Below are 26,666 nucleotides of genomic sequence, written 5' to 3'. Positions count from 1 at the left end.
CGCCGCCCGCGCCCGGCTCGGACACGGACAGCCCGACCCTGCCCGGCTCGGGCTCCCGATGGGCCGACGGCGGCTCCTGCACGGACAGGCGCACCCTGTTCCCGTCGGGCTCGGGGAGGACCTCCGGCGGCTCCGGCACGGACAGCCGGACCCGGGTGGAGGCCGTCTCCGGCCGGTCGGCGTCGCGGACGAAGTCGACCGGCCCGGGCTCCTCGCCGGGCCAGCGGAGCACGGCGTCGGCCTTCGGCGTCTCGGCCACCACGCGGCCCCTCGCGACGACGAAGCGCGGCCGCACCTGGCGGCGCAGGACGTCGACGCCGTCCTGCGCGGGCAGCACCAGGAACGACGCCGGCCTCCCCTCGGCCAGGCCGTACCCGTCGTCCAGGCCGAGGACCGCCGCCGCCCGCTCGGTCACCATGCCGTGGCACTCGGCGATCTCCGCGGGCGCGGTCATCTGGGTGGCGAGCGCTCCGACGAGTGCGACCTGCGCCGGGTTCGCCGTGCCCAGCGGGAACCAGGGGTCCATGATGTCGTCGTGGCCGAACGCCACGTTGACGCCCGCGGCCAGCATCTCCTTGACCCTGGTCAGGCCGCGGCGCTTGGGGTAGTCGTCGAAGCGGCCCTGCAGGTGCAGGTTGACCATGGGGTTGCACACGAGGTTCACGCCGGAGCGCAGCAGCAGGCGCTGCAGCTTGTAGGCGTAGGCGGCGTTGTAGGAGCCCATGGCCGTCGTGTGGCTCGCCGTGACGCGGTCCCGCAGGCCGGTCCGCAGCGCCTGGGTCGCGAGCACCTCGACGAACCGCGACTGCTCGTCGTCGATCTCGTCGCAGTGCACGTCGACCCGCAGGCCGTGCTCGGCGGCGAGGGCGACGGCGATCTCCAGGGACCGCACGCCGTCCTCGCGGGTGTCCTCGTAGTGCGGGATCGCCCCGACCACGTCCACGCCGAGACGCACCGCCTCCCCGAGCAGCCGCTCACCGTCGGGGAAGGAGCACACGCCCTCCTGGGGGAAGGCGACGATCTGCAGGTTCACCACGTCACGGACCGACTCGCGCACCTCCAGCAGGGCCCGCAGCGCGACCAGCGACGGGTCGGTGACGTCGACGTGGCTGCGGATGTGCAGCACGCCGTTCGCGACGTACCAGCGCAGCACCTGCCGCACCCTGCCGGCCACGTCGTCGCGGCTCAGCAGGGGCTTGCGCTCGGCCCAGCGGGCGATCCCCTCCCACAGCGTGCCGCTCTCGTTCCACCGCGGCTCCCCGGCGGTCAGCACCGAGTCGAGGTGGACGTGCGGTTCGACGTACGGCGGGGTGAGCAGCCCGCCCTCGGCGTCCAGCACAATGACCCGCCCGCCGGCCGGGACGGAGCCGGCCGGGCGGATCGCCGCGAACCTGCCGTCGCGGACGAGCACGTCGACCGGCTCGGACCGGCCCGGCATCCGGCCGTCGCGCACCAGAAGATCTGTCACCTGTTCCCCCGATCAAGCGGTCCCGAATGGATGCGAACGATCAGGCGGTGTGCCGCACGCCCGTCTCCCCCACCATGCCCGGGACGGCGGCCGACCGCCTCCCGGCGACGTAGTAGACGAGCGCGGAGACGACCGCCCCCGCCAGCCACGACAGGTCGACGCCGCCCAGCGCGCGGGCGCCGGGCCCCTGCAGGAACGCGGGCACGCCGTACGAGAAGGCCCAGGTGGCGAAAGCGCCGGCGAGGAACGCGACGACGGCGGACCAGCGGACGTCGGCGAGGCGGCCCGCGCCCGCCGGCTCGAACAGCGCGTCCACGTCGACGCGCTCCCGGGCGAAGAGCCAGTAGTGGATGAGGACCACCGCCGCCCACGGCGCCACCCAGGTGACCATGCCGGCCAGCCAGGCGTCCAGCGTGTTCGCGAAGTCCTGCTGGTAGATGAGGAAGATCGTGAACACCGTGGCCAGCACGCCGACGCCGTACGTGAGCCTGCGGCGGTCGACGTTCCAGTCGAGGGTCTGCGCGCACAGGGCGCAGGAGTACATGTTGAGGATGTTGGTGGCGATCGGCCCGTGGACGACGAGCAGGATCAGCGGCACCGCGAGCGCGCCGAACGCGCCCACCACGAGCTCGCCGGGGTCGACCTTCTGGCTCACCGTCGCCAGCGTGGCGCCCAGCACGCCCAGCCAGACGACCGGGACGAACTGGCCGAGCACCGAGGCCCAGAACAGTCTCCCCCGGGGCATCTCACGTGGGACGAAGCGGGAGTAGTCGGAGGCGTACGCGAACCAGGTGATGCCCCACCCGATCCCGATGGCGGTCATGACGGTGCTCATCGCCGACAGCCGCCCGCCCCCGGTGAGGTGCTGCCCCGCCCAGTCCCAGTGCACGCCGGTCCGCGTCCACGCTATGACCGACATGGCCAGGACGACGAGGAGGGTGACCGGGACCGTCCAGCGTTCGAAGGTGGCGATCGCCCGGAACCCGAACGCGGCGATCAGCACCTGGGCCGCCATGACGAACAGGGCGACGACGATCTTCACGCCGGTGCCGCCGGAGATGCCGACCTTGGCGAACAGGGCCATGACCAGGTCGAGGATGATCCACGTGTTGACGGCGCACCAGCCGATGGCGATCACACCCTGGATCGCGGCCGGCAGGTAGGCGCCGCGCCGGCCGAACGCCGCGCGGGAGAGCACCATCTGGCTGACGCCCGTCCGCTGCCCCATCAGGACGAAGAAGCCGAAGACGGCCATGCCGACGACGTTGCCAAGCACGAGGACGACGACCGTGTCGGCCAGGCTCAGGCCGAGGCCGATGCCGAGCGCGCCGAGGACCCAGTTGATCGGCGCCAGGTTCGCGCCCGCCCAGATCCAGAACTGATGGCCCGCCGTGGACGTCCTGGCCTCGTCGGGCACGGGGAGCAACCGGTGCTCGACCGCCTCCCTGGCGTCGGCCGTCCGCGCCGCCGGATTCCCCGCTGAACTCTGCATGTGCCGCTCCCTTTGCCGGAGCCCCGATATAAGTGGAAAGTCTCGTCTTCGGCCGGGTCGGACGACAATGGACGATCCGTCAACAGACGCCGCGGTCGTGATAGACAACCTGACATGGCGATCTGCCTGTCGGACCTGATCAGGCACCCCGTCGTGCAGCGGGGCGACCCGGTCGTGCTCTCCGGCGCCGACCTTCTCGACAGGCCGATCCGCTGGCTGCACTCCAGCGACATCTACGAGATCGCCCCGCTGCTCCGCGACGGCGACATGCTGCTGACGACCGGCCTCGGACTGGAGGGACGGGGCGAGGCGGAGCGACGGGCGTACGTCCGGCACCTCGCCACACGAGGGGTGGCCGGCGTCGCCCTGGAGCTGTGCCGGTTCTTCACGACCGCCCCCGTGGACATGGTGGAGGAGGCCGAGCGCCTGGGACTGCCGCTGCTGGGCTTCCGCGCCCTCGTGCCGTTCGTCGAGGTGACCGAGGCGGTGAACAGCACCATCGTCGACGTCACCGTGCACCGGCTGCGCCGGATGGACGAGGTCTCGCGCGGCCTGTCGGAGGTGCTCGCCAACGGCGGCTCCGTCGGGGAACTGGTGGCCCGGCTCGCCGCCGTCCTCGACCGTCCCGTGTCCCTGACCGGACCGCTCGGCGAGATGACGGCCGGCGACCGGGCCCGTCCCCGCCGCGGGGAGCGGGAGCCGGATCGCGCGCCCGTCGTCCTCAACGGCGCCGTGTGGGGGTGGCTGCTCACCCGCCACGGGGACGGCGAACGCCTCGTCGAACAGGCGGCCCTGGAACGCGCGGCCGAGATCGTGGCGCTCGGCCTGCTGCGCGGCGAACGCGAGGCGGTCTCCCACAGCTCGGAGCGCCGCCGGCTTGTCGCGGCCCTGCTCTCCGGCCGGGGCGACCGCGAGGGTCTGCGGGCCCGGGCGCAGGCGGCCGGGCTGCCGCTGTCCGCGGACGGCTACGTGGTGGCGCTGGCGCGCGACGACGACCCTGGCCTGGCACTCGCGGCGCTCGACCGGGCCGCCCGAGCGGCGTCGGCGCCACCGGGCGCGCGGTCGCTGCCGTCGCCCGCTCTCGTGACGGCGGAGGCGGACGGCCTGTGCTGCACCGTTCTCACCGTGCCCACCGGCCCGGGGTCGCCGCGCCGGCTCGCGGCCCGCCTGTCCGCGGAGCTCGCCGACGCCCTCCCGGTGACCGGGGCGGGCGCGGTGGGGCCGCCCGCCCGGGCGGTCGAGGACCTGGTCCACAGTGTGACGGAGGCGCGGCTCGTGCTGCCGTTCGCACGTCAGGTGGCGCCGCGCACGCACGTCGCCGACGCCGCCGCGCTCGGGGCGGAGCGGGCGCTGCTGCGGGCCTACGACGTGGACGGACTGGCCCGCTACGTCCGTGAGCAGCTCGGCCCGCTGATCGACTACGACGAGCGCCGCGGCACCCGGCTGCTCGACACGCTGGAGACCCTGCTGACCTCCGCCGAGGGCAAGGCCGAGGCGGCCCGCCGGCTGCACCTGCGCCGTCAGACGCTCTACCAGCGGCTGCGGCGGATCGGCGAGCTGCTCGACGCCGACGTGGAGGCTCCCTGGACCCGGGCCGGCCTGCTGCTGGCGCTGCGCGCCCGCCACCTGCTCGGCGACGCCTCCCCGACAGGGTGAGGGCGCCCGCGGCGCCTCACCCCACGTCGCCGGCCCGGTTGGTCCGGATGAGCGTCTCCACCGCCGCCGCGTCGGGGAGCGAGGGACTCGCCCCGGTCCTGGTGGTGGCGAGCGCGCCGGCGGCCATCCCGCGCTGGATGGCGGTGCCGTCGTCCAGCCCGGCGGCGAGGGCGGCGGCGAAGAAGCCGGTGAAGGCGTCCCCGGCGGCCGTCGTGTCCACGGGTTTCACCTGGTAGGCGGGGAAATAGCGGGTCCGGGCCGCGGTCACCGACAGGGCACCGGCCGAGCCGAGGGTGATGAGGGCGTGCCCCACGCCGCGGTCGAGGAACCAGGACGCGGCCCGCTCGGCGGACGTCACGTCGGTGACCCGCACCCCGGTCAGTTCGCTCGCCTCGTTCTCGTTGGGCGTCGCGATGTCGACGTGCTGCCACACGTCGTCCGGAAGCTCCTGCGCGGGGGCCGGGTCGAGCACGACCGTCAGCCCGGCGGCAGCGCCCGCCTTCGCCGCGTGGCAGGAGACCGGCACGGGGACCTCCAGCTGGAGGAGAAGCAGGCTGACCTCGCCCTCGACGGCACGGATGCTCTCGTCGACCGCGTCCGTGCCGAGAGAGGCGTTGGCCAGCGGGGTGATGACGATGTCGTTCTCGCCGGAGGCGTCGACCCGGATGTGCGCGATGCCCGTGCGGCCCTCGACCGTGCGGACCTGCGACAGCGCGACGCCGTACGCCTGGAGCTCGGCCAGGACGATGTCGCGGAACGGGTCCCGTCCCACGCACCCCGCGAGCCAGGTCGGCGATCCGGCGCGGGCGGCGGCCACGGCCTGGTTGGCGCCCTTGCCGCCGAGGACGAGGCTGCAGTCGTAGCCGAGCACGGTCTCGCCGGGGCGTGGCAGTCGCCTGCTGTACGCGGTGACGTCCGCGGTGATGCTCCCGACGACGAGCACGCCATCCGGTCTCATGCGATCCTCTCCAAACCGAGCAGTGGTGTCGCGCCTGAGCGGGCGCATGCTCCCCGGCGGCCGAGCCGGCTCATCGCGCCCGGGTCCTTCCGGCCGGGGAGGGCGCGGCGGTCCCGGCGGGCGACGTCCTCGGCGGCGCGGTCGACGCCCGGTCGACCAGCTTGGTGCCGAGGACGACGCGGCGCGGTATGTCGTCGACGTGCCGCGGGTCCAGCCGGCGCAGGAGCAGCCGCATCGCGAGGACGCCCTGCTCCACCATCGGCCGGTCGATGACGGTGAGCGGCGGCCGGAGCAGCGGCCCGGTGTCCAGGTCGTCGAACCCGATGAGGCTGATCTCGTCGGGAACGCCGACGCGCATGTCATGCAGGGCCTTGAGGGCGCCGAGCGTCATGAGGTTGTTCGCGGTGAAGACCGCGGTGGGGGGATCGGGGAGCGAGAGCAGGGACAGGGTGAGCTGGTAGCCGCTCTGCTCGCGGAAGTCGCCGATCAGATCGTGCTCCGGCGCGATCGCTATGCCCGCGGCGGCGAGCGTCTCCAGGAAGCCTTCGCGACGGCGGCGGCCGGGTGTGGTGTCGACGGGTCCGCTGATCGCCGCGATCCGGGTGTGCCCGAGGCCCAGGAGATGCTCGGCCGCCTGCCGGGCCCCGCCCGCGTTGTCGACCAGGATCGCGTCGAAGTCCTCACCGTCGGCCAGGTCCCGGTCGACGAACACCAGCGGCACGCCGGCGTCCCTGACGTTCAGCGGGGTCCTGTCCTGCTCGGTGGCGGGAGCCAGGACGATGCCGTCCACCCGCCGCACCATGTCGGCGATCACGTCGTCCTCGCGCTCGCCGCTCTCGTCGCTGTTGCCCAGCAGGATCCGGTACGGCTCCGTCCGCGTGACCGACTCCATCCCCTTCACGACAGCGGCGAAGTAGGGATTGGTGATGTCCGGGACCACGACGCCGATGGTGTACGTGCGCCCCGATTTCAGCGACTGGGCCGCGGCGCTCGGCGAGTAGCCGAGCTCGTCCACGGCCGTCTGGATCGCCGCGGACGCGCGCACCCGCCGGCCACGCAGGAAACGCGAAACGGTCGCGGGGGACACGCCTGCACGAGCCGCTACCTCATGGATGGTGACCACTCTGCTCCTGGTGAAACCGTTGTCAGAGAATGGTTGCACCTTTGCACCCGCGCCGGTCAACAGCACGGGTGCCCCCTGTTGCGGAGTTGTTATCCGCCCCGGTCCGGGAGGCCTCCGCGACGCTCGCGACGGAACTCGGGTCCGTCCGCCCGTTGCACTGGCGGCAATCAAGTGAAATCGTTGTCAGTACCCTGGCATCGGCAGATGCCTCCGCTCCCGTGTCCCCACCGGCGGTGGAAGGAGATGTCACGAATATGTGTCGCCGTGTTACTTCTGCCGTCGGCCACTTGACAGGCGATCGAGATCAGAGCAATCGTCCCTACCAGCAGTTATGCGCACCACCGTGCCGCTTTCCCAGCGGCGCACCTGTCCGAGGAGTGTCCGTGATCGGTCCCTGAAGGACGGCGCGGACTCCGGCGCCTGTCCCGCGTTCGAGGGAAACCGTTTGCAGTTCGAGCGCACGACGGGACCGGTCCCGCCCGCCCACCGGGCAGGCGGGCCTCGCTCCCCCGTCTCGTCGTCCCGTTCTCCGGATGTCCGGGAACGGCACTCCGTCCCACGGCCCCGACCAGGCCGGCGGTTTCCACCGGCCGGCGTGAGTCCCCGTCCTCCGCCGGGCCGTCTGCTCAACCCCCCAGAAAGGTTCTTCCATGCCTGCGTCCCTTTCTCGTCGCGCCTTCATGTCCGGTGTCGGAGGCATGTCCCTGCTCGCCGCCGGCACGGCCCTGAGCGCCTGCTCGTCGTCCTCCACCTCCGCGTCCGGCCCGTCGAAGGTGAACTTCCAGCTCGGGTGGGTGGCCAATGTCGAGAACATGGGCCTGTTCATGGCGGACCACGCCGGCTACTTCCGGGACGAGAAGCTCGACGTGACGCTGACGCCGGGCGGCCCGTCCGTCGTCGTCGAGCCGCTCGTGGTCAGCGGCAAGGCGCTGGTCGGGCTCGACTCCGTCGACACCATCGCCAAGGCGCGCAACCAGGGCGCCGGCCTGAAGATCGTCGCCGCGACCATGCAGACCAACCCGACCGCGATCATGTCGCTCGCCTCGGCTCCGGTCAGGACGCTGAAGGACCTGGTCGGCAAGCGGCTCGGCGTCCAGCAGAGCGGTGTCGAGATCATGAACACCGTCTTCAAGGCGAACGGCATCGACCCGGCGAGCGTCACCATCGTGCCGGTGCAGTTCGACCCGTCGCCCCTGGTGGCCGGGGACTGCGACGCGTTCATGTCGCTGCTGGTCAACCAGCCGATCCAGCTGGACCTCCAGGGCGTGAAGACCACGGCGTTCACGCTGGGCGACTACGGCTACAACGTCTGGGCCGACGTGCTGCTGGTGCGCGAGCAGACGCTCGCCGACAAGGACAAGCGCGACCTGGTCGTCAAGATCGTCCGAGCGGCGGTCCGCGGGTGGCAGGACGCGCTCAAGGACACCGACGCCGCGGCCAAGCTCGTGGTCGAGAAGTACGGCAAGAGTCTCAACCTCGACCTGGAGGCCCAGCGGAAGACCGCGGCGGCGTTCCGGTCGGTCATCGAGACCGGGGACGCCAAGACGAACGGCCTCCTCACGATGAGCGCCGACGGGATCGCGGCCAACATCGCCACGCTGACCTCGCTCGGCATCAAGGCGACCGCCGAGGACCTGTTCGACACGACCGTCCTCCGCGACGTCTACGCGGGCAAGACCCGCCTCTGACGTCCCTTCCGGTTACCGTCCACACCCAACAGGAGCGCACCGCAGTGCCTGTCCCGCACACCGAAGACCCCTGGACGCGCGTCACCAGCCTGCGCGGATTCCCCGCCGACGAACTGATCTCCACCCTGCAGAAGTCCGTACGCCGCGGCCTCCTGGAGAACGCGCTGCTCGTCGCGCGCGAGATGTACGAGAGCAGCGGCGAGCTGGAGGAGGTGATGTGGTCGCGTCTCCTGGTGATGTCGTGCGAGGACGTCGGGAGCGGCGCTTTCACCGAGCCCGTGGTGGTCGACTCCCTGTACCGCATGCACGAGCGCCTCCCCCGGGGCAACGGCGACAGGTGGTTGTTCGCGGTGCACGCCGTGCGGTTCCTGGCCGGCCGCACGAAGGACCGCACGACCGACGAGCTGGCGCAGTGGACCGTCCACGTGCTCGGCAGCGGGGAGCGGCTCCCCGAGATCCCCGACTACGCCCTCGACATGCACACCCGCCGCGGGCAGGAGATGGGCCGCGACATCACGCACTTCCTCACGGAGGGGTCGAAGGTGGACAACGAGCTCCCCGGCCGCGACACCTCCTACCGCGAGCGGCTGCTCGCCATCCTGGGAGCGGGATGATGGGACGGGTGACAGCGGGCCGGCAGGAGTCCCCCGCGCCTGACGGCGGCGCGCCGGCGACCGTGGGCCTGACCGCGGCGGCGCTCAGCAGGACCTTCACGGTGGGGGCCGCCGAGGTCCCCGCGCTGCGCGACGTCGACCTCAACACGGGACGCGGCGAGTTCACCGCCCTGCTCGGCCCGTCCGGATGCGGGAAGTCGACCCTGCTGCGGATCTTCGCCGGTCTCGAACGGCCGTCGTCCGGCACGGCGCACGTGCACGGCCGCTCCCCCGACGACCTGCGGCGTGAGCACCGGATCGGGGTGGCGTTCCAGGACGCCGCGCTCCTGCCCTGGCGCAGCGTCGAGGCCAACATCGCGCTGCCCTTCGAGGTCGCGGGCCGGCCCGTCAGCCGTACGGCGGTGGCCGACCTGGTGCGCCTGACCGGGCTCACCGGCTTCGAGAAGGCCCGTCCCGCCCAGTTGTCCGGCGGCATGCGCCAGCGGGTGGCGCTCGCCCGGACCCTCGCCGGCGAGCCGGAGGTGATGTTGCTGGACGAGCCGTTCGGCGCGCTGGACGAGATGACCCGCCAGCGGCTCAACCTGGAGATGCAGCGCATCTGGCTGGAGCGGACGACGACGACCCTGCTCGTCACCCACTCCATCAGCGAGGCGGTGTTCCTCGCCGACACCGTGGTGGTGATGGGCGCCCGGCCGGGACGGATCATCGACGTGGTGCGGATCGACCTGCCGCGACCGCGGGACGTCGCGCTCACGCGGTCTCCCGAGTTCCACGCGCTCTGCGACAGCCTCAGCGAGCTGCTCTTCGGGCAGGGCGGCGGAGGTGAGGGCGACCCCGGCCCGCTCGGCTCCCCCGGGGACGTCAGGTGACCCCCGGCACGGCGGCCCGGCGCGGCGGCGTCCGGTCCTGGGCGGCCGCGGCGGCCGGCGCGGCCGGACTGCTCCTGGTCTGGGTGGTCCTCGCGCGGATCTTCGCCGGCACGCGGGTGGTCCCTCAGCCGTGGGCGGTGCTGCAGGCGTTGTGGGACGACCGGAACATCTACTCCGAGAACATGGCCACCACGCTGTCCGAGGCGGGCATCGGCTTCTTCTGGGGCAACGTCCTCGCGGTCGCGCTCGCCGGCGTCTTCGTCCAGGTCCCGGCCGTCGAGCGGCTGCTGCTGCGCATCGCCGTCGCGAGCTACTGCGTGCCGCTCGTCGCCATCGCGCCCATCCTCGTCGTCGTGCTGCCCGGAGACGTGCCCAAGGAGGCGCTCGCCGGGCTGTCGGTCTTCTTCACCACCCTGACGGCCTCCGTCCTGGGGCTGCGGTCCGCCGACAGGAACGCGCTCGACCTGGTCCGCTCCCTCGGCGGCGGCTCATTCCTCATCCTGCGCACGCTCCGCCTGCGTTACGCGCTGCCCAGCCTGTTCGCGGGCCTCAAGATCGCCGCACCCTCGGCTCTGCTCGGCGCGATCATCGGCGAGTACCTGGGGTCGAGCAGCGGGCTCGGCGTGATGCTGGTGCAGGCGCAGTCGTCGTTCCAGGTGGCCCGCACCTGGGCGGTGGCGCTCGTGATCTCGGCGCTCGCGGGCCTGGGCTACGCGGTGGTCGCGATCATCGCCCGCCGTCTCACCCCGTGGGCGGGCCGGGACGTGAGCGTGGGAGCGGGCGCCGTGGGCGCCGAGGTGTCCGGCGGCCGGGTGCGGTCCCTCCTCACGGGGACGCTGGGACTGGCCGGGTCGATCCTCCTGGTCGTGGCCGTCTGGTACGCCGTCATCCGGGGGTTCGCCCTCGACCCGTACTTCGCGAAGACGCCGGCGGACGTGGCGGCCTACCTGTTCGCCGGAGAGGACGCGGCCGGCAACCGCGGGCGCCTGCTGTCCGCGCTGGGAACCACGCTGGTCGACGCGGGCGTGGGCTACGCCGTGGGGATGGTCGCCGCGTCGCTCGTCGCCGCGGTCCTGGTCGCGTTCCGCCGCGTCGAGCAGATCGTCCTGCCGCTCGGCATCGTGCTGCGGTCGATCCCCCTGGTGGCCCTCACGCCGCTGCTCGCCCTCGTCTTCGGGCGCGGACTGCTGGGCGTCACGGTCGTCGTCTCCGTGGTCACCTTCTTCGCCACGCTCGTGACGGTGAGCCAGGGACTGCGCGCGGCCCCCGCGCTCGCCTGTGAGGTCGTCACCTCGCTCGGCGGCGGACGGCTCACGGTCACCAGGAAGGTACGGCTGCTGTACGCCCTTCCGTCCCTGTTCGCGTCGGCGCGCGTCGCGATCCCCGGCGCGGTCGCCGGCGCCACCCTCGCGGAGTGGCTCGCCAGCGGCAAGGGGCTGGGCAGCCTGCTGGTCGCGGACTACACCGCCTCCCGCTTCGGGGCGCTCTGGTCGGGATCGGTGATCATCGTCGTGGTCTCCGTCGCCCTGTACGCGCTCGTCGCCGCCCTGGAACGTCCGGTGATCGCTCGGTACGCGCCGCAACGCGTGGAGTGAGGGGGCTTCGGGCCGGCACGACCGATTCCGATTCATCCGCTGTTCTCCTTCGGCCGCGACGGTAACGTCAGCGCCAGGCCGGCGTCCGAAGGAGGATGATCGCGTGTCCCAGCCCGGTACGGCGTCCGCCCCCATGAGGACGCCCGCGTGGCGCTACGCCATCGGGATGTTCGGCACCTCGATCCCGATCAACATGATCAAAGGATCGATGATCCTTTTCTACGTCGACATCCTTGGGCTCGACGTCCGCGCGTACGGCGCGGTCATGGCGATCTACGCGATCATCGACGCGCTCGACAACCCGCTGCTCGGTCACCTCTCCGACCGCACCCGGAGCCGGTTCGGCCGGCGGCGGCCGTGGCTGCTCGTCGGCGCGCCCATGCTCACGGCCTGCATGATCGCGTTCTTCTCCGCGCCGGCCTCTCTGCGGGGCGCGGGCCTCCTGCTCTGGTTCGCGGTGTTCGCGATCCTGTGCGAGGCCTTCGACTCGATGCTCAACGCGAACTACGGCGCGCTGCTCCCCGAGCTGTACCCGCGGGAGCGCGACCGCGCCGTCGCCAACGGACTGCGCCAGGGCTTCCAGCTCGTGGCGCTCGTGATCTCGCTCGCCGTCACCCCGTTGCTCACGACCCGCGTGTTCGGCACCGAGAGATCCACCGAGGGGTTCCAGATCACCGCGATCGTCTACGGCGCGGTCGCGCTCGTCGTGATCGTGTTCATGGCGCTCGGCGCCCGCGAGAACCCCCGCTACTCCACGCGGGAGCAGGCGCCGCTGCTGCCCAGCGTGTGGTCGATCGTGCGCAACCCGATGTTCTGGACGGTCGGGCTCACCGGCGCCTGTTACGGGATCGCCATGGCACTCGTCCTGTCGGGCATCCAGCTGTACGTGCGCTACTCGCTCGGGCTCCCGGTCGGGACCGCGCTCTACCTCCAGGGCGTCGTCATCCTCGTCTCGGCGGGCGGCCTCGCGGTGTGGACGCGGGTCGTCGCGCGCCGCGGCGCGCTGTGGGCCTGGCGGCTCGCCTTCGCCGTGCTCGCGGCCGGCTTCGCCGCCCTGTTCTTCGCCACGGGCCTCGTCACGGCCGTCGCCGCGGGGGTGCTCGTCGGCGCCGGGTGGTCGGGCATGCTCGCGACGAACGACCTCATCGTCGCGCGCGTGCTGGACGCGGACGCCGCGCGCAACGGGGAGCACAGGGAAGGGCTCTTCCTGTCCGCGTTCGGCTTCTTCACCCGGCTCAACGGGATCGTGACCGGGCTCGCGCTCACGTCGCTCGGCGTGTTCTTCGGCTACAACTCCGGCGACGACCCCGGCACCCGCACCGGGCTCGCGTTCCGGTTCTACCTGTGCGTGTACCCGTTCGCGCTGACGGCGATCGGCGCGGTCGCGGCGCGGCTCGTCTCGGTCCCGATCGAGACGCCGCCCGCGGCGGCCGAGCCGGCCGAGCAGCGCGCGCCCCGGCTCTGAGCGGCACGGCCTCCGTCCCATCCGTTCCGCGAACGTTCACGGCCCCCTCAGGCCACGGCAGCACCCGCCGGGCGTGACGCGATCTAGGGTCGTCCGGCTTGGAGCGAACCGATGGAGCGGAGCCTCTTCATGTTCTTTCGCCATGTCCTGGCGAGCCTCGCCGTCGTCCCGGCGCTCGTCGCGCCCGCGGCCGCGGCCCACGCGTCGGCGGCCGGCGGCCCCGGCGTGCTGCCCCAGAAGACCCACTTCGACCTGCAGGTGGCGACCCGATGTACCCGTACGTCGGGAAGTGCATCAAGGACCTGACCCTGGCCCAGATCAAGACCATGGACTGCGGGTACCGGCAGCTGCCCGGCTTCCCCGAGCAGGAGGTGATCCACGGCTTCCGGATGGCCGAGCTGAAGGACGTGCTCGACCTCGTCAAGAGCTACCACGCCAAGCAGGTCACGCTGAACATCGAGACCAAGGTCGAGGCCGGCGCACCGGAGCAGACCGCGCCGCGCGAGCTGTTCGTCCGCCGGGTGTACGAGGAGATCCACGCCTCGGGGATCGAGGACCAGGTCACCATCCAGTCCTTCGACTGGGGCGCGCTGATGGAGATGCACCGGCTCGCGCCGGCGTGGCCGCTGGTGGCGCTGACCAACTACGACTTCCTGCAGGTGGGCAAGCCGGGCGCCTCGCCGTGGCTCGGCGGCCTGGACGCCGACGACTTCGGCGGCGACTTCGTGGCGGCCGCCGCGGCCGTCCCCGGCGTCCGGGCGGTGTCCCCGGTGTACGGCTTCCCGCAGAACGGGACCGTCGCCGACCCGAACTTCGGCTTCTACGTCGACACCGCCATGGTGTCGGACGCGCACGACCGCGGCCTGCGGGTCATCCCGTGGACATGCGACGACCCCGCCACCATCGAGGCCCTCATGGACATGGGGATCGACGGCCTCATCACCGACTACCCGAACCGGGTGCGGGACATCATGGCCCGGCGCGGCATGCGCCTGCCGAAGGCCTACGAGCCCCGCTGACACCGTCGTGACGGGAGCCGCCGTCCCGGCCGGGGCGGCGGCGTCTGCCTTCTGGGCCCTCCGGTCAGCGCACCGAGCAGACGGCGGACGCGATCACCGCGGTCACCGCGCCGGGATGCGAGATCAGGCTGAGGTGGGATCCGCCCTCGAACCGGGTGACCTTCGAGCGCGCCCGGTGGGCCATCGAGAGCTTGGAACTCGGCGTGATGATCCGGTCGCCGGTGCTGACGAAGGCCCACGACGGGATCCTCTGCCACGCCGCCGCCCTCGACGGCGTCGTGAAGGCGGTGGTCGAGGCGGCCCGCTGGGTGGCCCACAGGCGTTCGGCGGTGTCCTTCGGGAGATCCGACGCGAAGTCGCGGGTGAAGACGTCCCTCTTGAGATAGAGGTCGGCCGCCCCCCGCGGCGCCCCGGCGTACGGCGCCCTGTCGTAGAGCGTGCCCGGGTTCGCCCCGAGCGCGGAGCCGCGGCCGCTGAGGGCCCCGGTGGTCTCGCCGACGGCGGGTGCCGCCGCGTCGACGTACACGAGGGCCTTGACGTTGGGGATTCCGGCGGCGGCGTTCGTGATGACCGAGCCGCCGTACGAGTGCCCCACGAGCACGATCGGCCCGGTCACCGTCTTGAGGAAACCCGCGACGGTGGCGGCGTCGCCGTTCAGGTCGCGGAGCGGGTTGCCGACGGCCCGCGCGTCGTAGCCGGCGCGCCGTAACGCGTCCACCTCGCCGTTCCAGCTGGACGTGTCGGCCCAGGCCCCGTGGACCAGGACGACCGTGGGCCTGGACCGGGCCGGTGACGGGCAGGGCAGTGGCCCGGACCCGGTGGCGGCCGGCGCCGGGGCGGCGGACGATGCGACCACCGCCGCGCCGAGCATCCCCGCGAACGCGACCGTCGTGCCGTGTGAGCGTCTCATCGTTCCCCCCGGGTCCGCCTGGGGCGCGCCGACCTGGGTCTGATGCCTCAGGCGATGCGGCGCTAACCCCACGTCCGGCCAAGAAAGGGTCCGGACGGAACCCTTGCGACGCCGCCGGCCCCGGCTGGGATTCCCGCCCGCCGCGGACGCGCGCTCAGCCGGTGGCCGCGCCGAACCATCGGGGCAGCGCCCCGAGCAGCTCCTGCTGATCGTCGCCGGCCCACGCCACGTGGCCGTCCGGCCGCAGCAGCACGGCGGGGACGTCCAGGTCCTCGCCCGCGTCGACGACGTGGTCGACCCGATCCGCCCAGCCCGCCACCGAGAGCCGGCCGGTCCGGTCGAGCAGGAGCCCGCGTCCGCCGCGCATCAGCTCGTAGAGGCGCCCCCGCTTCAGCACCACGTCCCGCATCCGGCGGCCGAGCAGCTCGTGTCCCTCGCCGAAGTCGTACCGGATTCCAATTGCGGTGATCTTCTCGATCAGGCGCCGGGTCACCTCCTCGATGTCCATGAGTTCCGCCACTAGCCGGCGCACGGCCCGGGGGCCCGGCTCGAGGGACATCAGCTCGGACTGCACACGGGTGATGTTCAGCACGTCGTCGGCCACCGGGCGGCGTTCGGCCTGGTAGCTGTCCAGCAGCCCCTCGGGCGCCCATCCGGCGATCTCGGCGGCCAGTTTCCAGCCGAGGTTGAACGCGTCCTGGACGCCGAGGTTGAGCCCCTGCCCGCCCAGCGGCGGGTGGACGTGCACCGCGTCGCCGGCCATCAGCACCCGGCCGACGCGGTAGCGCTCGGCCAGCCGGGTCGCGTCGCCGAACCGGGACAGCCAGCGCGGTGACCGCACCCCGAAATCGGTGCCGGCGAACACCCGCAGCCGCTGCGCGAGCTCCTCGATGGTCGGCGGGACCGTGCGGTCCTCGGCCACCGCCGCGGCGGGCACGACGACCCGGTAGACCCCGTCGCCGACGGGCCCGGCGCCGAACCCGCGATGGGTCGTGCGGACCTCCGCGACGACGGCGGCCACCGTCGCCGGATCCTCGGTCACCTCCATCTCGCCCACCAGCCACTCGTTACTCGCGGGCTCGCCGGGGAAGCCGACCCCGAGCAGCCTGCGCACGGTGCTGCGGCCGCCGTCGCAGCCGACGAGGTAGCGCGAGCTCAGCCGCGTGCCGTCGGCCAGCTCGGCGGTCACCCCGTGGTCGTCCTGGCTCAGCCCCACCAGCTCGCAGCCGCGCCGGATCTCGGCGCCGAGCTCGGTGGCGCGCTCGGCCAGCAGGCGGTCGGTGACGGGCTGCGGGATGCCCAGGATGTACGGATGCGCGGTGTCCAGCCTGTCAGGGCGCGGCTTGTCGATCCCGGCGAAGTGCCCGCCGAGCGGGTACGTCCGGCCGTGCGCGAGGAATCGCTCCAGCAGGCCGCGCTGGTCCATCACCTCGATGCTGCGCACGTGCAGGCCGAGCGAGCGGACGATGACGGTCGGTTCCGCGTCCTTCTCCAGCACGAGCACGCGCACGTCGTGCAGCCGCAGCTCGCCGGCCAGCATCAAGCCGGTCGGCCCGGCGCCGACAATGATCACGTCGAACATGAACCACCCATTCATCGAGATCGGATTTCCGGGCCGGCCACTCCGCACGGTCAGGCGGCGCACGCGCGATCGCCGCGAATCCCTGATTTCCGCGGGTTCCGGCTCCGGCCCGGAGATTCTGCTGCATGACCCCGGTCTTGCCGCAAGCCCCCCGGTGGGCTATAGATTGAGAGTGGCAGGGAGCGGGTAGCGCCCCTGCCTTTTTCTTTGGACAGGGCTCCTCGCTCCTCCGCCCCGAGGACCACCCGCGCGCCGCCCACCCGCGCGCCGCCCGCCCGTGCGCCCTCCGGGCCCCCGTGCGTCCTCCGGGCTAGCGGGGCGTTTCACACCACCCGGGATGAAAGCGGACCATACCTCTGGCGCGCGCGGGGCGCATTACCGCGCCTTCCGCCCCTCACGGAATTGTCGGTCGCTCCGGCTAATGTCTTTCACAGGGAAACGGGCTGATCCGTTATTCCTGCCGTGGATCGCCAGAGAGGAATACTGTGGGGTTAATACGGAGGACGGCGCGCCGAATCGGATGGCTGGTGGCCATTGTCGCGCTCGCGTACGGCACCTTTGTCCCGGCGGCGTATGCAGCACCGAATTCAGTCGCGTTCGGTCCGGCGTCGGCCTCGCCGAAGACGTACAGCGGTGAGTGCCCGGCGGTCGTGACGTTGTCCACCACCGTCCAGGTCCAGGCGCCGGCGGCGCTGCGGTACCGGTGGGTCTTCAGCGACGGGGACAGGACCAGGCGGAAGACGTACCGGGTCGGCGGCACAGGCCTGAAGACCGTGCGACTGTCCGCGCAGGTCGAGGTCACCGGCGATGCGCGGGGCTGGGGCGAGGCGCGCCTGTCCACGCCCGTGAGGAGCGTCTCCAAGCGGGCCGTGTTCGCCGTCGACTGTCCCGGAGAGCCCACGGGCGGCGACGTGTGGAACGCCGTCTCCGTCTCCGCCGCGGAAGTCGCGACTCCGCCGCCCGGAAATGACGACCCGGCGCAGAACCCGGTGCGGAAGGCGACCATATTCTTCGAACGGACCACCGCGTCGAAGTGCCCGTTGACGTTCACGATTCACGGCTCCTTCGAGGGGCTTCCCGCCGGAGCGCAAATCGTCCAGTATCGCCTCGTCGGCACCGGCGAGTGGAAGAGCGTCGACGTGCCGGCCGACCACGGCGCCGTTTTCACCACGGCGCTGGAGACGCTCGACTGGGATTGGGACACGGGCAAGAACTCGGTGCAGATCGAGGTCAAGCAGCCGAACGGTCTCACATCCAACACGCTCTACTACTTCAAGTGCAGCCCGCCGAGTGGGGAGGAGGTCTTCGGCGCCACCGCCGAGCCCATCGGACTGACCGCCGGCGGCGGCCCCCTGGCCGAACTGGTCGCGGACGCCTACCTCGACGCGGTCCAGGCCGCTTCCGGCGCGGAGGTCGCCCTCGTCAGCAGGTACGGCTTCACCACGGGCCTGGACGGCGGTCCGGTGACCGGCGACGAGCTGTTCGCCACCCAGCCGGCGGGGCTCGCCGTCGACGTGCAATCGCTGACCGGCGCGCAGCTCAAGAAGCTGCTCGCCTATCAGAACCCCTCGGGCTGGGTGCTCACCCCCTCCGCCTCGCTTCGCTACACGGTGGAGGGCGGAGTGGTCACCGAGATCACGCTCAACGGTGTTCCCGTGACCGACACCCAGGTCATCAAGATCGCGGCCAACTACACCCTGGTGGGCGGCTGGCAGGGCTTCCCGCAATGGGAGGGAAGCATCAGCGTCTTCCACGGCGGTCCGGACGACATGGGAGCGCTGGCGTCGTACCTCGCGAAGAACTCGCCGGTCCAGGCACCCAAGGGGGACCGCGTCACCATCCGATGAGTGGAATCGGACCGGTCCGGCGAGCGTGACGCCGGAACGGCCGTGCCGATCGCCGGGCGGAACGCGGTCCGCCCGGCGATCCGCTGTCGGCGGCCACATCTAAGCCCCCCAAGTTCGGATTGGCCTTCCTCGCTCGACGCTGAAGCTCCGCCCACTCCTCGTCGTTGATCGTGCCCTTCGTGCCGGTAGTACGTGTTCCGTAACAACCCCAACGGCTGTTGCGGCATGGGGCGGCACCGGCCTTCTCAGTCGCCGGGGAGGATCAACTCCTCACCGAGCGGCGATGGAACCTGTGCTCGCTTCGAGTAGATGGTCGTCGATCGCGGCGAAGGTGGCTGCCGGCTGTTCGATGTGCGGCAGGTGGCCGGCCTCTGGGATCACCTCCAGTCGGCCGTTGCCGAAGGCGTCGGCGTAGACGGCGCCGTAGGCGGGGGTGACGATCCGGTCGCTTTCTCCCCACAGCAGCAGCGTGGGCACGTCGACGTGTCTCAGCCGGCGAAGGAGTTTGGGGTCATGCATGTAAGGGTCTCCGGCCAGCGCGCGCATGGTGGCCATGTCGGCCTGCCGACGCGCGAGCTGGTCGGCGGGAATCCCGGCGGGGTCGACGTAGAAGCGCTGCGAGTCGTGCCAGGCGTACTCGGCGACGCCGCGTGCGTCGAGGGCGAAGAAGTCGCGGATCGGCTCGCCGGGGACATGCACGCCGACGGCGTCGATCAGCACCAACCCGGTGATGATCCCTGCGGTGTCACGGACGGCCATCTCGGCGGCGGTCCAGCCGCCGAGGGACGAGCCGACGACCAGGACGTCGCGCAGCCGCAGGTGATGCAGGTAGTGCAGGTAGGCCAAGGCGAGGTCGTCCATGCCGGTGAGCCATGGGGGGCGGTGGGTGCCGTCCCAGCCGGGGTGCACAGGCGTGATGGTGCGTGTCGTGCGGCGAAGATGCTGGACGAGTCCGGCGACCGTGGTGGGCCCGCCCCCGCCGTGCAGGATCAGGGCCGGTCTACCGGCTCCGGCCTCCGACAGAGTGAGGGACAGGTCGTCATACAGGGGGTGCTCTGTAATCATGGACGCAGCATAACTAAAGATGTTTATTTAAACTAGCTTAGTTCCGTACTAGGCTCATGCTGTGCATGGCGATCTGCAAGTGCTCGGACGAGCGGTCAAGCAGGCTCAGTACCGGCAGCACCGGGCTCTGGAGAGTGGGCTGTCGGCGATCGGTGCGACGCTGGCCCAATGGGATGCCCTTCGGGCGATCAGCCGCTCCCCAGGGGCGTCGGCCCGGGCGCTGGCCGCGGAGACCTTCCAGACCGAGCAGGCCTTCGGAACCCTCGCCGGTCGACTGGTGGCCCAGGGATGGGTCGAGCGCCGGCCCGGGCACGGCCGGCGCATCGAGCACCATCTCACCCCCTCCGGCGAGCAGGTCCTGAAAGCCGGGCACAAGGTCGCCGACGAGGTGCTCGCCAGGTGCTACAGGGCCTTGTCCGACGCGGACCGCAGGACCCTGCTGGCCCTGCTCCAGCGCCTCATCGCGGAGGACGCGTAGTCCGGGCTCCGCCGGCTCAGTTCTGGGTGACGCCATGCCCGGTGGCTGACGTTCCACCCCGCGCTCAAGGTGGCTCTCGCCGCAACGGAACCGCCTTTACGCTTCGGTGAGAAAGCCGACGAGGTGAGTGTTGATTTCGGGGCCTGTGCCAGGGCATCGCGTGATGCGAGAGGCCGGGTGGCACCGCCGTTTCCGCCGCCCGCCACACCCGGGATGCTGGGGGCGCACCTTCGCCCCATAACGGCGGCGGTGGCCTCGCCCAGACCGCCCGGCGACCGCCGCCGGCGGCCCCGCCAGACTGTGTCCGGTGCGGCCGGGAAGGGTCCTCACCTCGCCCGGCAGTCAGGACGGCTGGACCTCGTCGAAGAGGGCGAGGGCTTCGGCGGGGTCCGGGCTCACGAGGCGTTCCAGACCGGCCATCGTGATCTCCGCCCACCTGCCGGCCCGGGGCCACATCTGCTCCTCGAAGGCGCGGACGGCCTCCTCCAGGTCGCCAGGCCCGGAGGCTGCGGCGACAGACTCGGCCAGTTCGGCGCCTTCCAGCATCGCGAGGTTCGCGCCCTCCCCCAAGGGGGGCATCAGGTGGGCGGCGTCGCCCAGGAGCGTCACCCCGGGGACGTGGGTCCAGGTGTGGGGCGCGGGCAGGACGTAGAGGGGGCGGTGGACGAAGGCGGCGCCGTGGCGGAGGAGGTCGAGGACGGGATCGGCCCAGCCGTCGAACAGGGCCAGCAGACCTGACCGCACGGCCTCGGCGTCGGCCAGGTCCAGGCCCGGGTCCAGGCCCGGGTCCAGGCCCGGGTCCAGGCCCGCGCGTAGGCCCGCGTCCAGGGCCACGTCCGCCCCTGCGTCCAGCCCTGCGCGCCGGTTCAGGCCCAGATGCCGGTCCGGGTCCGTGTGCCAGTCGAGCGGCGCGCGGAACTGGGCGTACACCTTGACGTGGCCGCCACTGTTGCGCTGGGCGACGAGGCCGCGGTTCACGCCGTACACGGCCATGGAACCGTCGCCGATCAGCCGGGCGAGGCCGGGGTGGCGGGTGTCGACGTCGTCCAGGGAGGTCTCGACCAAGGTGACGCCGGTGTAGTGCGGCGTCGCGGACGAGACCGCCGTCCGGACCCGGGACCAGGCGCCGTCCGCGCCGACCACGAGGTCGAACGTCTCCTGCCGCCCGTCCGCGAAACGGACCAGCGCGCCATCCGGGGTCCCCGGCACCACCTCCGTCACGCCCCGGCCCCACTGGACGTCCAGAGGTCCGAGCAGCAGGTCACGGAGTTGCCCACGGTCGATCTCGGGATGGGCTCGGTCACCAGGACGGGGTGGCCAGTCACGGAGGACGGCCCCGTCCGTGTCCAAGATGCGCATGGCCTGTCCCTCGGGACGGGACAGCGCCTGGAACTCCCCCAGCAGCCCCGCCTTGTCCAGCGCGAGCTGCCCCATCCGTTCGTGCAGGTCCAGCGTGCCGCCCGGCGGACGGGCGTCGGGGGCGGGGTCGCGTTCGAAGACGGTGACGGGGTGACCGTGGCGGTGCAGGACGCGGGCGAAGGTCAGGCCGGCGGGGCCACCGCCGATCACGGCGATACGATGTCTCATATTGATACACTGTATTTTGGTGAGACAATGTATCGCAACAGTACGATGTCCCCATGACTGTGTGGGACCGGCCGGATCCGCCGACTCGCCCCGCGCCGCTCGACCGGGAGCGAATCGTCGCCGCCGCCGTCGCGCTGGCCGACGAGGGCGGGCTGGAGGCGGTGTCGTTGCGCAAGGTCGCCGCCCGGCTGGACGTCGGCCCGATGCGGCTTTACGGATACATCTCCACCAAGGAGGAGCTGTTCGACCTCATGGTGGACGAGATCTACGCCGAGATCCTCCCGGAGGAGCAGCCCGGCGACTGGCGGGAGGCCCTGGGCATCCTCGCCCACCGCACGAGGCAGGCCGCCCGTCGTCACGAGTGGCTGGCCGACCTGCTCGGCGGCCGTCCGGCCCTGGGCCCGAACGCCCTCGCCGTCACGGAGGCCTCGCTGGCCGCCTTCGACGGCCTCGCCGACCTCCCGACCGTCACGCGCGCCGTGGAGACCGTCAGCGCCTACTTCACCGGCGCGATCAGGCGCGAGATCGCGAGCCTGCGGGCCGAGCGCGCCACGGGCCTGTCCGACCGCGACTGGCAGCGCGCCTCCGGCCCGCATGTGATGAGAATGCTGGCCACCGGCCGCTTCCCGGCGCTGGCGAAGTTCGTGCACGACGGCACGGAGGTGGACGCTGAGACGTCCTTCGCGACCGGCCTGGAATGGGTCCTCGACGCCGTGGCCGCCAAACTCGCCCGGCCGCCGGCGTGACGCTCAGGATCTCCCGCCGACATGCCCGATCTGCGGGAGGCACGATGTGCTGCTGATGGTCGTCCCGGACGACGACATCACCTACCGGAGACGAGCTCGGCCAGGTGGTGCAACGAGTTGATGAGATGCTCAGGACCGAACGGCGGGAACCGGATCCCTCGCTCCCGGACGAACTGCGGCACCGCCGACCAGTCGTAGGTGAGCGTGACCTCGGTCTCGGACGGACCGAGCGGCGCCAGGTCGTAACGCCAGATCCAGCCGCCGAACTCCAGCCGGCCGTCGCCCTTCTCATACCCCGTCAGCCAGCCGATCGCGCGCGGCGGATCGAGCACCTCGACCTTGTTGACCACCCGGTAGTCACCGTCCGGATGGCCGGCGTGATACATGTCCATCCGGAAGATCTGCCCCACCTCGGTCAGCTGCGCCCGATCCACGGCTTCCTGAACCCAGCCGGTGCCGTCGATCGCGGAATGGGTCGTCGGGTCCGCCAGCACCGCGAACACCCGTGCGACGGGCACGGCGAAGGTCAGGGTGGCGCTCACGTTCTCCTCGTCCACGGTGGGCACGCTCCTTGTCAGCTCGGTCACAGGGGCGACCGGCCCGTTGCCGGCCTCTCACTGTGTCTACGAACGCGCTCGACGCCGTCCGACACCTCGACGCGAAGAAGACGCAAAGAATCGGAAGACACCTCGATGGCCGTCGTCGCCGGCGGCCTCCCAGGCGCTGAACGTGTCCCGCGCCTGCTCGGGCATGCGAGACTTCCCGCCATGAGAAGGGCGACCCGGGCATTGGCCGTGCTGGTCGCGGCGGTCGCCGGTTGCGCCTCTGGTCCCGGCGCGCCTGATCGCGCACCCACGGCCGGCGGCGGGGGCATGCCGTCGTCCGGCCGCACCGGCGTGGAGCCGGCAGCCGTGATCTCGCCACGCCCGGCCGGCACGGCGGAGCTCCAGCCGTTGCCGGCCCGGCCGGCGAGGTGCCCGCTGCCGCCGGACAGTCACGACGACCTGCGGGCGTCCGACGTCACCACGGCGTGGCGCACACTCTGGGTCGACCGCGCCCGCGGAGCCATGTACCTGCTCGCCGCGGCCCCCGACGGCACGCTCTGGACCACTTTCTCCGAGGAGTGGGAGCACGGAGGCGCGCTGTGGGTCAGGGAGGGCGGGGTGCGACGCCGGGACGGCGGCGGCGCATGGCAGACCTTCCGGATTCCGCCCCTCCCCCGGCGCGGTCCGCAGAGCTACGTCGCGCTCGCCGCCGCCTCGGCGGATCACGCCTGGCTGTTCGGCAACGCCGGCGACGGGAAGGGAGCGGACACGATCGGCGTCGTCAGCACCTACGCGGGCGGCCGGTGGCGTTCGGAAACACTGGCGAAACCGGTGGGCGGCACGATCGGGTGGGGCGACACCGCCGCGCGCTCCGTCGGCGCGGGCCGAGCGTGGGCCGTGAACGGGCGGGTGGGGCTCCTGTGGACGGGACAGGAATGGCAGTACCACCCGCTGCCCATCGAGGCGGGGGCGCTGAGCTCCGAGGGCGAGCACGTCTGGGCCGTGAGCGGGGAGCAGAGCCGGCAGCCCGCGGCGGCGCGCTGGGAGCAGGCCGGCTGGCGCCTGATCGGGGTGCCCGTCCTGGAGACGCCGCGCCACGACGTGTCGCGCGCGGTGCTCCGGGATGTCGGCGTGATCGGCCCTGATGACGTGTGGGTCGTGGGCGGGGTCTCGTGGCTGATGGAGCACGAGTACGACGACGACGGCGAGCCTCTGATGAGGGGCCGCCCGGTGGCCCTGCACTGGAACGGGAGCTCGTGGACCTGCAACTGGGGTCCGCCGGGGTCGAGCCTTCCGCGCCCCGCGTGGGGCACCACCACCTTCGGCCAGGCGGAGCCCGACGGCGGGGGCGGCCTCTGGGCGCTCGGCCGCGGCGACCTGCTCTGGCATCTGTCCGGCGGGCGCTGGACCCGCCACCGCATTCCCGCGCCGTCCGGATACACGGCGAGGGTCACCTCCCTGGCCCGGCGGCCCGGCACGAGCCAGGTCTACGCGGTGGGCGCGGTGGTCGCGGAGAAGGAGAACGGCTTCGAGGTCTCCCACGCCGCCCTCTGGCGTACCGGCTAGGCGACGCGGCGGCCGCGCGGTCACCGGCGGCAGCGGAGCCTGAAACTTACATCCCGGCCGGTCGGCGCCGGCGTCCCGCTTCCGTGTGACGGCCACGGCGCAGGCGTGGGGCGGTCCGCCGGGAGAGCAGGAGACATCGGCGGCCGGCGACTGACGCGTTCAGCAGGATCGATGTCCGATCGACGCGACGAGTGGGGACGGGTGGGGACGGAACCCGGCCGGGCGCGACGGCGACACGGAGCCGGAGATGGCCGCACACTATCCGGAGCCCGCTTGTGCTGAGTCTGAAACTCGGGTCTTGACCGGCCGTGGTCTTCGGAAGCTAATTGGTACTCATACCTCCCCGAGGTGATCTTCGCCTCGCGTTCGGGATCGCCCGTACAGGCACTGAGCGGCTTCGCCGGCTTCGCGAGCCGGTAGATCGCGTCGCGGGAATGTTAGCGCTAACACATCAGGAGGTCGTGTGTCGCCGGCGCGGCGGTCCGAGAGGGAGGCGGGAGCGCACCGCCGCGGCGCGGGGGCCTGCGGCAGCGCCTCCCCCGGCCACGGACGGCATGCGCCGGCCGCCACCCGGCACCGGCCGCGGTCGCCTCGGCGGCACCCCTCTCGTCCGGCCCGTCGACTGGCCGACGTCGTCTCCCTCGAACCCCCAGCCCACAGGAGCGTGCTGTGCCAGACGAAGTCTCCGGGACGGCTCCGCGCCGAGCCTCCGGCACCCACCGACCGGGAACGGGATCGTCACGATGGTCGCCCCAGGCGATCCTCGCGGGTCTCGTGACCCTTCTCCTGGTGTTCGCCGGCGCGGCGGCGCTGTCCCCCACGGCGTCCGCCGACGTCAACCCCTTCCAGCGGGGACCGGACCCCACCGCGGCCGGCGTCGCCGCCGCCCGCGGGCCGTTCGCCACCGCCCAGGTGACGGTTCCCGCGGGCAACGGCTTCGGCGGCGGGGTCGTCTACTACCCGACCGACACCAGCCAGGGAACGTTCGGGGCCATCGCGATCGCCCCCGGCTACGGCACCGCGTGGAGCTACTACGCCTGGCAGGGGCCGCGGCTCGCCTCGTTCGGATTCGTCGTCATCGGGATCGAGACCAACACCCTCAACGACTACGCCGACGCCCGGGCCGCCCAGTTGCTCGCCGCCCTTGACTGGCTGGTCACCAGCAGCCCGGTACGCGACCGGGTCGACCGCAACCGGCTGGCCGTGGGCGGGCACTCGATGGGCGGCGGCGGCGCCCTCCTCGCCGCCATCCAGCGTCCCTCTCTGATGACCGCGATCGGGATGGCGCCGTACGTGCCCGGCGGCGACCTGTCCGGCATCAGGATCCCGACGGTCCTGTTCGCGGGCCAGACCGACGGCACGGTGACTCCGTCGTACGCCCTGAGCGCGTACACCACGATTCCCGGGAGCGTCGAGCGGGCGTACGTGGAGATCGCGAACGAGGGCCACGGCTTCCCCGCCGGCGGAGGCGGCGGCAACTCGGGCGCCTTCGCCCGCACCGAGATGATCTGGATGAAGCTGTTCATCGACAAGGACACCCGCTACGCGCCGTTCCTGTGCCCCTCCCTTTCCAACATGAACGGCATCTCCAGGTATCAGGCCAGCTGCCCGCTCGACCCGCCCGGCGGCACCACGCCCACACCGTCGGCGACTCCCACCTCCAGTCCGACGAGCACCCCGACGAGCACTCCGTCCGCGACGTCGGCGCTCCGGGGTGCGGGGTCGAGCCGGTGCCTGGACGTCCCCGGCGCCTCCCAGACCAACGGCACGCAGCTGCAGATCTGGGACTGCAACGGGCAGGCCAACCAGCGCTGGACCTCCACCAGCGCCGGTGAGCTGCGGGTCTACGGCGGCAAGTGCCTGGACGTCAACGGCGCGGGAACCGCGGACGGAACCAGCGTGATCATCTGGGACTGCAACGGGCAGAACAACCAGAAGTGGCGCCTCAACTCCGACGGTTCCATCACCGCCGTCGGGGCCAACAAGTGCCTGGACGTCAGCGGCGCCGGCACCGCCAACGGCACCAAGGTCCAGATCTGGACCTGCAACGGGCAGGCCAACCAGCGCTGGACCAGGACCTGATCTCCCGACGGCCCGCCGGCCGTCGGTGCCCTTGTGCCGGGTGCGCGTGACCACTCACGCCACCCGGCACACGCACACCCGTCATCCGCCGGCCATCCCGGCCGGCCATACGCGTCGCACCCACCCGGCCCGCACTCCGCGTACGAGCGAGCGCCGTAAGGCGACGCGGCCGGGAGGCGAGACCCCGCCTCTGCTGTTCCGCACGACGAAAGGAAAGACCGTGAAACGAAGGTTCATCGCCCTGGCGACGGCCGTCGCCTTACCCCTGCTCGCCGTATGCGTCGTCCTGGGGATCCGGCCGGCCGCGGCCG

General features: G+C 72.1%; 22 protein-coding genes. 13 read left to right on the top strand and 9 right to left on the bottom strand.

Translation table 11 applies throughout. From position 1 onward, the window contains the following. The coding region (gene codA / locus MPTA5024_RS37085; protein WP_084370321.1) for a cytosine deaminase at positions 1-1,468 on the bottom strand (1,468 nt) is incomplete at its 3' end. Between the two features lie 40 nt (positions 1,469-1,508). Continuing rightward, positions 1,509-2,960 (bottom strand): purine-cytosine permease family protein, encoded by a 1,452-nt coding sequence (locus MPTA5024_RS37080; protein ID WP_051459148.1) that lies wholly within the window; start codon positions 2,958-2,960, stop codon positions 1,509-1,511. Between the two features lie 114 nt (positions 2,961-3,074). Here MPTA5024_RS37080 and MPTA5024_RS37075 point away from each other — a divergent pair, with 114 nt between their 5' ends. Then, complete coding sequence (locus MPTA5024_RS37075; RefSeq protein ID WP_036333096.1) at positions 3,075-4,616, top strand: PucR family transcriptional regulator; 1,542 nt, start codon at positions 3,075-3,077, stop codon at positions 4,614-4,616. Positions 4,617-4,632: 16 nt separating this feature from the next. On the opposite strand, the gene MPTA5024_RS37070 is transcribed toward MPTA5024_RS37075, so the two are convergent. Next, positions 4,633-5,574, bottom strand: coding sequence for a ribokinase (locus MPTA5024_RS37070; protein WP_036333094.1), 942 nt, complete (start codon positions 5,572-5,574; stop codon positions 4,633-4,635). A gap of 70 nt (positions 5,575-5,644) precedes the next feature. Beyond that, the gene (locus tag MPTA5024_RS37065; protein ID WP_063794864.1) at positions 5,645-6,697 is read right to left on the bottom strand and encodes a LacI family DNA-binding transcriptional regulator; all 1,053 of its coding nucleotides are present in this window, start codon (positions 6,695-6,697) and stop codon (positions 5,645-5,647) included. Between the two features lie 680 nt (positions 6,698-7,377). On the opposite strand from MPTA5024_RS37065, the gene MPTA5024_RS37060 reads away from it, so the two are divergent. The 7 genes from MPTA5024_RS37060 (at position 7,378) to MPTA5024_RS37035 (ending at position 13,947) form a co-directional block, all read left to right on the top strand. Then, positions 7,378-8,385 carry an ABC transporter substrate-binding protein gene (locus tag MPTA5024_RS37060; protein ID WP_063794863.1) on the top strand — a complete coding sequence of 336 codons (1,008 nt, stop codon included), beginning with the start codon at positions 7,378-7,380 and terminating at the stop codon, positions 8,383-8,385. 44 nt (positions 8,386-8,429) lie between these two features. Then, complete coding sequence (locus MPTA5024_RS37055; RefSeq protein WP_036333090.1) at positions 8,430-8,999, top strand: ATPase AAA; 570 nt, start codon at positions 8,430-8,432, stop codon at positions 8,997-8,999. Further along, positions 8,999-9,868 carry an ABC transporter ATP-binding protein gene (locus MPTA5024_RS37050; RefSeq protein WP_051459145.1) on the top strand — a complete coding sequence of 290 codons (870 nt, stop codon included), beginning with the start codon at positions 8,999-9,001 and terminating at the stop codon, positions 9,866-9,868. Before MPTA5024_RS37055 ends, MPTA5024_RS37050 begins: the two co-directional genes overlap by 1 nt. Then, entirely contained in the window at positions 9,865-11,463 is a 1,599-nt protein-coding gene (locus tag MPTA5024_RS37045) for an ABC transporter permease (protein ID WP_036333086.1), read from the top strand. The genes MPTA5024_RS37050 and MPTA5024_RS37045 overlap by 4 nt, the downstream gene beginning before the upstream one ends. A gap of 103 nt (positions 11,464-11,566) precedes the next feature. Further along, positions 11,567-12,928 carry an MFS transporter gene (locus MPTA5024_RS37040; protein ID WP_036333084.1) on the top strand — a complete coding sequence of 454 codons (1,362 nt, stop codon included), beginning with the start codon at positions 11,567-11,569 and terminating at the stop codon, positions 12,926-12,928. Between the two features lie 129 nt (positions 12,929-13,057). Further along, positions 13,058-13,234 (top strand): hypothetical protein, encoded by a 177-nt coding sequence (locus MPTA5024_RS43085; protein WP_198167643.1) that lies wholly within the window; start codon positions 13,058-13,060, stop codon positions 13,232-13,234. After that, positions 13,198-13,947: a glycerophosphodiester phosphodiesterase family protein gene (locus MPTA5024_RS37035; RefSeq protein ID WP_198167642.1), complete on the top strand. Its 750-nt coding sequence runs from the start codon at positions 13,198-13,200 to the stop codon at positions 13,945-13,947. The genes MPTA5024_RS43085 and MPTA5024_RS37035 overlap by 37 nt, the downstream gene beginning before the upstream one ends. 64 nt (positions 13,948-14,011) lie before the next feature. Here the strand turns inward: MPTA5024_RS37035 and MPTA5024_RS37030 are convergent, their stop codons facing one another. Further along, on the bottom strand, positions 14,012-14,857 hold the full coding sequence (locus tag MPTA5024_RS37030; RefSeq protein WP_084370319.1) for an alpha/beta hydrolase: 846 nt from the start codon (positions 14,855-14,857) through the stop codon (positions 14,012-14,014). Between the two features lie 154 nt (positions 14,858-15,011). Continuing rightward, the gene (rox, locus tag MPTA5024_RS37025; protein WP_036333082.1) at positions 15,012-16,439 is read right to left on the bottom strand and encodes a rifampin monooxygenase; all 1,428 of its coding nucleotides are present in this window, start codon (positions 16,437-16,439) and stop codon (positions 15,012-15,014) included. Between the two features lie 650 nt (positions 16,440-17,089). On the opposite strand from rox, the gene MPTA5024_RS37020 reads away from it, so the two are divergent. Beyond that, positions 17,090-18,286 carry a 5'-nucleotidase C-terminal domain-containing protein gene (locus MPTA5024_RS37020; protein ID WP_036333080.1) on the top strand — a complete coding sequence of 399 codons (1,197 nt, stop codon included), beginning with the start codon at positions 17,090-17,092 and terminating at the stop codon, positions 18,284-18,286. Positions 18,287-18,556: 270 nt separating this feature from the next. Here MPTA5024_RS37020 and MPTA5024_RS37015 read toward each other — a convergent pair whose 3' ends face one another. Next, on the bottom strand, positions 18,557-19,351 hold the full coding sequence (locus MPTA5024_RS37015; RefSeq protein ID WP_051459144.1) for an alpha/beta fold hydrolase: 795 nt from the start codon (positions 19,349-19,351) through the stop codon (positions 18,557-18,559). A 61-nt stretch (positions 19,352-19,412) separates the two neighbouring features. Between MPTA5024_RS37015 and MPTA5024_RS37010 the strand changes: the two genes are divergently transcribed. Beyond that, complete coding sequence (locus MPTA5024_RS37010; RefSeq protein WP_036333079.1) at positions 19,413-19,829, top strand: MarR family winged helix-turn-helix transcriptional regulator; 417 nt, start codon at positions 19,413-19,415, stop codon at positions 19,827-19,829. Positions 19,830-20,171: 342 nt separating this feature from the next. Here the strand turns inward: MPTA5024_RS37010 and MPTA5024_RS37005 are convergent, their stop codons facing one another. After that, positions 20,172-21,416, bottom strand: coding sequence for an FAD-dependent oxidoreductase (locus tag MPTA5024_RS37005; RefSeq protein ID WP_036333077.1), 1,245 nt, complete (start codon positions 21,414-21,416; stop codon positions 20,172-20,174). Positions 21,417-21,469: 53 nt separating this feature from the next. Here MPTA5024_RS37005 and MPTA5024_RS37000 point away from each other — a divergent pair, with 53 nt between their 5' ends. Further along, a complete protein-coding gene (locus MPTA5024_RS37000) occupies positions 21,470-22,162 on the top strand; it encodes a TetR/AcrR family transcriptional regulator (RefSeq protein ID WP_036333075.1) in 693 nt (230 codons plus the stop codon). Positions 22,163-22,239: 77 nt separating this feature from the next. Here the strand turns inward: MPTA5024_RS37000 and MPTA5024_RS36995 are convergent, their stop codons facing one another. Further along, a complete protein-coding gene (locus MPTA5024_RS36995) occupies positions 22,240-22,728 on the bottom strand; it encodes an SRPBCC family protein (RefSeq protein WP_036333073.1) in 489 nt (162 codons plus the stop codon). Positions 22,729-22,929: 201 nt separating this feature from the next. Here MPTA5024_RS36995 and MPTA5024_RS36990 point away from each other — a divergent pair, with 201 nt between their 5' ends. Both MPTA5024_RS36990 and MPTA5024_RS44115 read left to right on the top strand, forming a co-directional pair. Next, the gene (locus tag MPTA5024_RS36990) at positions 22,930-24,273 is read left to right on the top strand and encodes a hypothetical protein (protein WP_157099936.1); all 1,344 of its coding nucleotides are present in this window, start codon (positions 22,930-22,932) and stop codon (positions 24,271-24,273) included. A 774-nt stretch (positions 24,274-25,047) separates the two neighbouring features. Continuing rightward, positions 25,048-26,355, top strand: coding sequence for an RICIN domain-containing protein (locus MPTA5024_RS44115; RefSeq protein ID WP_232326807.1), 1,308 nt, complete (start codon positions 25,048-25,050; stop codon positions 26,353-26,355). The last annotated feature ends 311 nt before the right edge of the window (positions 26,356-26,666 follow it).

It is taken from the genome of Microbispora sp. ATCC PTA-5024, assembly GCF_000511135.2.
In the GTDB taxonomy this organism is placed as follows: Bacteria; Actinomycetota; Actinomycetes; order Streptosporangiales; family Streptosporangiaceae; genus Microbispora; species Microbispora corallina.
The sequence above is the reverse complement of the archived record's forward strand: the minus strand, read 5'-3'. Positions and strand labels throughout refer to the sequence as shown.